The 6,863-nt window shown below is 71.9% G+C and carries 7 protein-coding genes; 4 read left to right on the forward strand and 3 right to left on the reverse strand.

Annotation, left to right across the window (positions count from 1 at the left end; translation table 11 throughout):
* The 4 genes from VF647_21560 to VF647_21575 form a co-directional block, all read left to right on the forward strand.
* The coding region (locus tag VF647_21560; protein HEX8454682.1) for an IMP dehydrogenase at window positions 1-652 on the forward strand (652 nt) is incomplete at its 5' end.
* Window positions 653-784: 132 nt separating this feature from the next.
* Entirely contained in the window at window positions 785-1,132 is a 348-nt protein-coding gene (locus VF647_21565) for a hypothetical protein (GenBank protein HEX8454683.1), read from the forward strand.
* Window positions 1,132-1,893: an enoyl-CoA hydratase-related protein gene (locus tag VF647_21570; protein HEX8454684.1), complete on the forward strand. Its 762-nt coding sequence runs from the start codon at window positions 1,132-1,134 to the stop codon at window positions 1,891-1,893. Before VF647_21565 ends, VF647_21570 begins: the two co-directional genes overlap by 1 nt.
* A gap of 2 nt (window positions 1,894-1,895) precedes the next feature.
* Window positions 1,896-2,135, forward strand: coding sequence for a hypothetical protein (locus VF647_21575; GenBank protein ID HEX8454685.1), 240 nt, complete (start codon window positions 1,896-1,898; stop codon window positions 2,133-2,135).
* A 24-nt stretch (window positions 2,136-2,159) separates the two neighbouring features.
* On the opposite strand, the gene VF647_21580 is transcribed toward VF647_21575, so the two are convergent.
* From VF647_21580 to VF647_21590, 3 genes are all read right to left on the reverse strand, one after another.
* Window positions 2,160-4,817 (reverse strand): ABC transporter permease, encoded by a 2,658-nt coding sequence (locus VF647_21580; GenBank protein ID HEX8454686.1) that lies wholly within the window; start codon window positions 4,815-4,817, stop codon window positions 2,160-2,162.
* 3 nt (window positions 4,818-4,820) lie between these two features.
* Window positions 4,821-5,174, reverse strand: a complete 354-nt coding sequence (locus VF647_21585) for a PadR family transcriptional regulator (GenBank protein HEX8454687.1) — start codon at window positions 5,172-5,174, stop codon at window positions 4,821-4,823.
* Between the two features lie 144 nt (window positions 5,175-5,318).
* On the reverse strand, window positions 5,319-6,863 hold a 1,545-nt coding region (locus VF647_21590; protein HEX8454688.1), incomplete at its 5' end, for a S16 family serine protease.

The following is a 6,863-nucleotide window of genomic DNA, read 5'->3' on the forward strand; positions in this document are numbered from 1 at the left end:
CGACGTGCAGATCATCGCCGGGAACGTGGCGACGCGCGAGGGGGCGGCGGCGCTGGTGGAACGGGGTGTGGACGCGGTGAAGGTGGGGGTGGGCCCCGGCTCCATCTGCACCACGCGCGTGGTGACGGGCGTGGGCGTGCCGCAGCTCACCGCCGTGCTTGATGCCGTGGAGGGCGCGGCCGGCCAGGTGCCGGTGATCGCGGACGGTGGGATCAAGTACTCGGGCGACATGGTGAAGGCGCTGGCCGCGGGAGCCCACACGGTGATGATGGGTTCCATGCTGGCCGGTACCGACGAGAGCCCGGGCGAGTCGTTCCTCCTGGAGGGCCGCCGCTTCAAGACGCTCCGCGGGATGGGGAGCCTGGGCGCGATGCAGGAGGGCTCGGCCGACCGCTACTTCCAGGAGCACGGCGACGCGCGCAAGTTCGTCCCCGAAGGCATCGAAGGCCGGGTGGAGTACAAGGGCGCCGTCGCGGACACCATCTACCAGCTGATCGGCGGCCTGCGCTCAGGCATGGGCTACCTCGGCTGCGGCACCCTGGACGCGCTTCGCACCGAGCCCCAGTTCATGCGCATCACCGGCGGCGGCCTCCGCGAATCGCACCCGCACGACGTGACGATCACGCGCGAGGCGCCGAATTACCATTCGTGAAAAAGCGTCACACAGAGGGCACAGAGGGAACTGCAAGGCGCAGAGAACTACTTGCTTTCTTCTTGCCGTTCTCCTCTGTGTCTCTGTGTGAGGCCGCAGTTGCTGTTCTTCCCTGACCCGAGAACCGAACGCATGCCGCGCATTCAGCTCGTCCACCTCGCCCACGCCCGCTCGGGCGACAAGGGCGACACCGCCAACGTGGGGCTGATCGCCCTGCGCCCCGAGTTCTACCCGCACCTGGTGCGCGAGGTGACCCCCGAGCGCGTCAAGGAGCACTTCGCCGGGATCGTGCACGGCGGCGTCGAGCGCTTCGAGCTCCCCAACCTGGAGGCGCTCAACTTCCTCCTGCACAACGCGCTGGGCGGCGGCGGCACCGTGTCGCTCAAGACCGACGCGCAGGGGAAGGTGCTCTCCACCGCCCTGCTGCGGATGGAGATCGAGGTGCCGGACGAGGTGGCGCAGGCCGCCGGCCCGCGCTGATGCCGGGTACCGTCCTCATCGGGCGCGAGGGCGCCGTCGCGCGTCTCACGCTCAACCGGCCTGAGAAGCGCAACGCCCTCAGCGCCGAGCTCGTGGCCGACCTCAAGGCCGCCCTCCGCGACGCGGACGCGGACGAGGGCGTGCGCGTGGTCGCCATCTCCGGGGCGGGGAAGGACTTCTGCTCCGGCGCCGACCTTTCCGCGCTGCGCCGCATCGCAGACGCCACCGTGATGGAGAACCTGGCCGACGTGGACGAGCTCGCCGAGCTCTTCCTCCTCCCGCGCCGCATGCGCAAGCCGGTGGTGGCGTGCGTGCGCGGCCGAGCGCTGGCCGGCGGGTGCGGCCTCGCGACCGCCTGCGACCTCGTCCTCGCCTCCGCGGACGCGCAGTTCGGCTACCCGGAAACGCGCATCGGCTTCGTCCCCGCGATGGTGATGGCGATCACGCGGCGCAACGTCTCCGAGAAGCGCGCCTTCGACCTGCTGGTGCGCGGCCTTCCCGTGTCGGCCACCGAGGCGGAGCGGATGGGGCTGATCAACCAGGTCTTCGCCGAGGACGCCTTCGAGGCGGAGACCGACGCGGTGCTGCGCGACCTCGCGGAGCGCAGTCCTTCCGCGGTGCAGCTCGCCAAGCGGCTCCTGTACAACTCGGATGCGCTGGGCTTCGAGGCCGCCGTCCGTGCCGGCGCGGACGTCAACGTGGTGGCGCGGATGACGGAAGACATGAAGGCCGGCGTGGCGCGCTTCCTGGATCGAGGCTGACCATGCCGCTCACGCCCGAAGTGGTCTTCCCGTGGAAGCTGCGGCTGTTCTTCGCGGGCGCCATCTTCCTGCTGATCGGGATGTACCTCGACCGCCGCGAGCCGGTCATCGCCGCTATCGTGGTGCTCGCGATCGCCGTGCTCCTGCGCTTCGTGGGGCGCAAGCCGAAGCGGGAGGTGCATCCGTCGTGGTATGAAGACGAACAGCACGACTCACACGGAGACACGGAGGCACGGAGATGAAGTCGTCTCCGTGCCTCCTGTTTTTCAACGCAGGATGCTGATGGGGTCCACGCGCGTGGCGCGGCGCACGGGGACGACGAGGGCGATGGTGGCGCAGGCGAGGAGGACGAGGGTCGCCAGCCCGAGCGCGATCGGGTCCAGGGGGACGACGCCGTAGAGAAGGTTGCTCACCATGCGGCCGACGGCGACGACGCCGAGGGCACCGGCGAGCAGCCCCGCCGCCATCCACGTGCCGCCCTGCCGCAGGACCAGGGCGGCGATGGCGCCCGGGGTGGAGCCGAGGGCGACGCGCACGCCGAACTCCCGCTCGCGCGCGGTGGCCATGGCGGCGAACATCGCGTACACGCCCACGGAGGCCAGGAGCAGCGCCAGCGCGCCGAACCCCGTCATCAGGAGCATCGGCAGGCGGCGGCCGGACAGGCGCTCGGCGACGATGGTGGACAGCGGAGCGGGGTCGCGCAGCGGGACGTCGGGGTCGAGGGCCGCCAGCGCGCGCCGGAAGGGGCGCACCAGCGCGAGCGGCTCCCCGTCCGTGCGCACCACGAAGTCGCGCCCCGACCACGCGTAGTCCTGCCGCCCGCTTCCGTAGGCCATCGGCTCGGGGGCGGGGACCGCCGGGTCCACCCGCACGTCGTCCACGATCCCCACCACCACGCCCCACCGCTCGGAAGTGTGCGGGCTGATGCGGATGCGCGAACCCAGCGCGCCTCCCTCCGGCCAGTAGCGGCGCGCCATCGTCTGGCTCACCAGGATGGCGGGCGGCGCGGTGGGCGTGTCCTCCGTCCCAAAGGTACGCCCGCGCAGGGTGCGGATCCTCATCACGCGGAAGTACTCGTCGGACACGGCCATGTACCGGATGAAGACGGGGGAGTCGCTCCCCACCTCCTTCCCCTCGATGCTGAGCGCGTTGCTGCTCATGGCGGGGGACGGGATCTGCGTGACGCTGGCGACTCCGCGCACGCCCGGGAGCTCCGCCACCGCTTCCCGCAGCCGGCGGAACGCGTCGGCGCGCGCCTCCGGCGTGGAGTACCTGGCCGAGGGGAGCTCCACGCGGGCGGTGAGCACCCCGCGCGGGTCGAAGCCGAGCGGGGCGGAGGTCATCGCCCACAGGCTGCGCACCAGCAGCCCCGCGCCGGCCAGAAGGCTCAGCGAGATGGCGATCTGCCCCGCGACCAGCACGCCGCGCAGGTGCCGCGAGCGCCGGCCCTCGCTCGCGCCGCGCCCCTCCTCGCGCAGCGTCCGCTGCGGGTCCCAGCGGCCGGCGGCCAGCGCGGGCGCCAGGCCGAACACGGCGCCGGTGCAGAGCGCGGCCAGCAGCGTGACCGCCACCGCGCCCCCGTCCAGCGACAGCTCCGCGTACGGCGGCAGCGCGGGGAGCGCCAGCTTGCGAAGCGCGGCGAGCCCCAGAGACGCCAGCGCCAGCCCCACCACGCCACCCGCCAGCGCCAGCAGCGTGCTCTCGGTGAGGAGCTGGCGCACCAGACGGCCACGCCGCGCCCCCATCGCCACGCGCACGGCGAATTCCTTGCGCCGGCCCATGGTGCGCGAGAGGAGGGCGCCGGCGAGGTTCGCGCAGGTGATGAGGAGCACCAGCGCGGCGCTCGCCATCAGCACCAGGAGCGGGGTGCGCGTCTCGCCCACCAGCGCGTCGCGCAGCGGGAGCACGACGAAGGTGCGCCCGCGGTCGGTCTGCGGGTACTCGCGCGCCAGCTCGGCGGAGATCCGGTCCAGCTCGCGCCGGGTGCCTTCCAGGGTGGCGCCGGGTGCGAGGCGCCCCACGACTCCCATCCAGTGCTCGCCGCGGGACGCCATCGGGTCCTGCAGCACCTCCGTGAGGTCCATCGCGAACCAGAGGTCGGCTCCCCCGTCCGGGCCCACGAAGCGGGGCGGGAGCACGCCGATCACCTCGAACGCCGTGCCGCCGATGTTCATCTTCCGGCCGATGACGCCGCGGTCGCCCGCGAACTCACGCCGCCACGCCTCGTCGCTCAGCATCACCACGTAGCGAGGGCCGTCCTCGGGGGTGAGCGTGCGGCCCAGCGCGGCGCGCACCCCCAGGGTGCGGAAGAAGCTCCCCTCCACCGACGACCCGGTGAGCACCCGCGGCCCGCCGGGGGAAACGTAGGTCCTCTTGGAGGTGCCGAACGCGAACGCGGCCACGCCCTGCAGCGTGCGCATGCGCCTCGCGAGGTCCGCGGCCGCGCCGGGGCTCACGGACGAGCGGTCCATCCCCGATTTCTCGAAGCGGGAGTAGACGCGCACCAGCCGGTCCGCGTCGCGGTAGGGGAGCGCATCCAGCAGCACGGACTTCACCACCCCGAACACCGCCGCGTTGGCGCCGATGCCGAGCGCCAGCGTGGCGATGACCAGCAAGGTGAAGAGCGGAGCGCGTCCCGCCGAGCGCAGCGCGAAGCTGACGTCCTGCCGCAGATCGGCCAGCCAGTCGCGGCGGTCCTCGGCGCGGCGGTCGGCTTCGAGCAGCGCCGCGCACTCGCTCCGCACGCCGTTCAGGTCGCCGAAGCGCTCGAGGGCGGCGGCGCGCGCGTCCTCGGGCGTCATCCCGCGCGCGGTGTACTCGCGGATCCTTTCCTCCAGGTGGAACGCGAGCTCGTCGTTGACCTCGGCCTGCGGCTCGGCCTTGAACGGGTGGGGAACCCGGCGGCGGGAGAAGGGGATGCGCATGGCTCACCTCGCCCAGCTGGGAGCCCGCGTGGCGCCGATCGCCGCGTTCACCGCGTCGGCGAGCCGCCGCCACCCCGAGCTCTGCTCGCGGAACTGCTTCTCCCCCTCGGGCGTCAGGTGGTAGAACTTCGCCCGCCGGTTGTTCTCGGACAGCCCCCATTCCCCCCTGATCCACCCCTTCCGGGCCATGCGGTAGAGCGCCGGGTAGAGCGACCCCTCCTCCAGGCGGAGCACGTCGTTCGTGGTGCTCTCGATCCAGCTCGCGATCCCGTAGCCGTGCATCGGCCCCCACGAGAGCGTCTTGAGCACGAGCAGCTCCACCGTCCCCTGCAGCAGCCCCGAGTCTTTGGCGAACATCCGAGTGTCTCCGCGTGATTGTTCCCTATGCGCATCTAGGGGGAGATGGCATCGTCCCCTATGCGTATCTAAGGGAAGATAGCACGCAGTGACACAGAGGCAAGAGTGTCGTTCTCCTCTGTGCCTCCGTGTCTCCGTGGGAGCCTATGCCTCCGCGGCTGCCTGGCGCTCGCCGGGGCCGTGGTCGTCGGTGGCTTCGGTGAGGAGGGGGAGGGTGGCGGCGCGGTTGGCGGGGTCGCCGGTGAGGGCGATGTCGAAGACCTCGTCCATCCGGTCCACGAAGTGGAAGGTCATCCCCTCACGGACGTCGGCGGGGACGTCGCGGAGGTCGCGGCGATTGCCGGTGGGGAGGATCACCTGGCGCAGGCCGGCCCGGTATGCGGCCAGCGTCTTCTCCTTCACGCCGCCGATCTCCAGGATCTTGCCGCGCAGCGTCACCTCGCCCGTCATGGCGATGTCGTGGCGCACGGGGCGCTCGGAGAGGGAGGAGGCGATGGCCAGCGTGACCGCCGCGCCCGCCGACGGGCCGTCCTTCGGGGTGGCGCCCACGGGGAAGTGCACGTGGATGTCGTGGTCGTTGAACGACTCGCGCTCGATCCCCAGCTCGTCCGCGCGCGAGCGGACGTACGAGAAGGCCGCGTTCACCGACTCGCGCATCACGTCACCCAGCAGGCCGGTGATGATCAGGCGGCCGGTGCCGGGCATCTTCAGCGCCTCGATGAACATCAGCTCCCCCCCCGAAGCCGTCCACGCCAGGCCGGTGACGACGCCGACCTCGGACTTGTTCTCCGCCGGCGTGGTGCTGTAGCGCGGATAGCCGAGCACCTCCTCGATCAGCTCGCGGGTGATCGTCCAGTGCTGGCCGCCGGGGTTCTGCGCCTTCTCGTGCGCCAGGTAGCGCATGATGGCGGCGAGGGCGCGGCGCAGGTTGCCGACGCCCGCGTCGCGCGCATAGCCGCGGGTGAGGACGAGGAGCGTCTCGTCGCTGATCGACACCTCCTCCGTGGACAGCCCGTGCTCCTTGACGATGCGCGGGACGAGCCACTCGCGCGCGATCGCGATCTTCTCCTCCGGCGTGTAGCCGGCGATGCGGATCTCGATGAAGAGGTTGCGCAGGTCGCGCGGAATGCGGTAGAAGTCCGCCGCGCTGCCGATGAAGAAGACGTTGGACAGGTCGAACGGCGTGTCCAGAAAGCGGTCGATGAACTCGTCGCGGTTCTCGGGGTCGAGCGTCTCCTCCAGCGCCTCGATGGGGTCGCCCTCCACGTTGCCGATTCCCATCTCGTCCAGCTCTTCCAGCAGGAAGACGGGGTCGCGGGTGCCGGCGTCCCGCAGGGCGGCGACAATCTTCCCGAGCTGCGCGCCGGGACGCGTGCGGCGCGCGCCCACGAGCTGCGCCTCGCCGCGCCCGCCCAGCTCCAGCCGCACGAAGGGGCGCCCCAGCCCGCGCGCGATGGCCGCCGCCAGGGTGCGCTTCCCCACTCCCGGCGGGCCCACCAGGCAGGGGATGGGGCCGCGCAGGTCGCCGCGCAGCTCGGCCACCGCGATCACCTCCAGGAGGCGGCGCTTGGCCTCGTCCAATCCCAGGTGCTCCTCGTCGATGGCCGCTTCCACGCGCTCCAGCTCGATCCCGTCGCGCTCCGACCGCTGCGTCCAGGGGACGGCGATCAGCGCGTCCAGGTAGGCGCG

This window comes from Longimicrobium sp. (assembly GCA_036387335.1).
In the GTDB taxonomy this organism is placed as follows: Bacteria; Gemmatimonadota; Gemmatimonadetes; order Longimicrobiales; family Longimicrobiaceae; genus Longimicrobium.

Bases quoted from the DNA above. Each gene is read 5' to 3' on its own strand.
- VF647_21565 (HEX8454683.1), top strand. From the start codon at position 785: ATGCCGCGCATTCAGCTCGTCCACCTCGCCCACGCCCGCTCGGGCGAC.
- VF647_21570 (HEX8454684.1), top strand. From the start codon at position 1,132: ATGCCGGGTACCGTCCTCATCGGGCGCGAGGGCGCCGTCGCGCGTCTC.
- VF647_21575 (HEX8454685.1), top strand. From the start codon at position 1,896: ATGCCGCTCACGCCCGAAGTGGTCTTCCCGTGGAAGCTGCGGCTGTTC.
- VF647_21580 (HEX8454686.1), bottom strand. From the start codon at position 4,817: ATGCGCATCCCCTTCTCCCGCCGCCGGGTTCCCCACCCGTTCAAGGCC.
- VF647_21585 (HEX8454687.1), bottom strand. From the start codon at position 5,174: ATGTTCGCCAAAGACTCGGGGCTGCTGCAGGGGACGGTGGAGCTGCTC.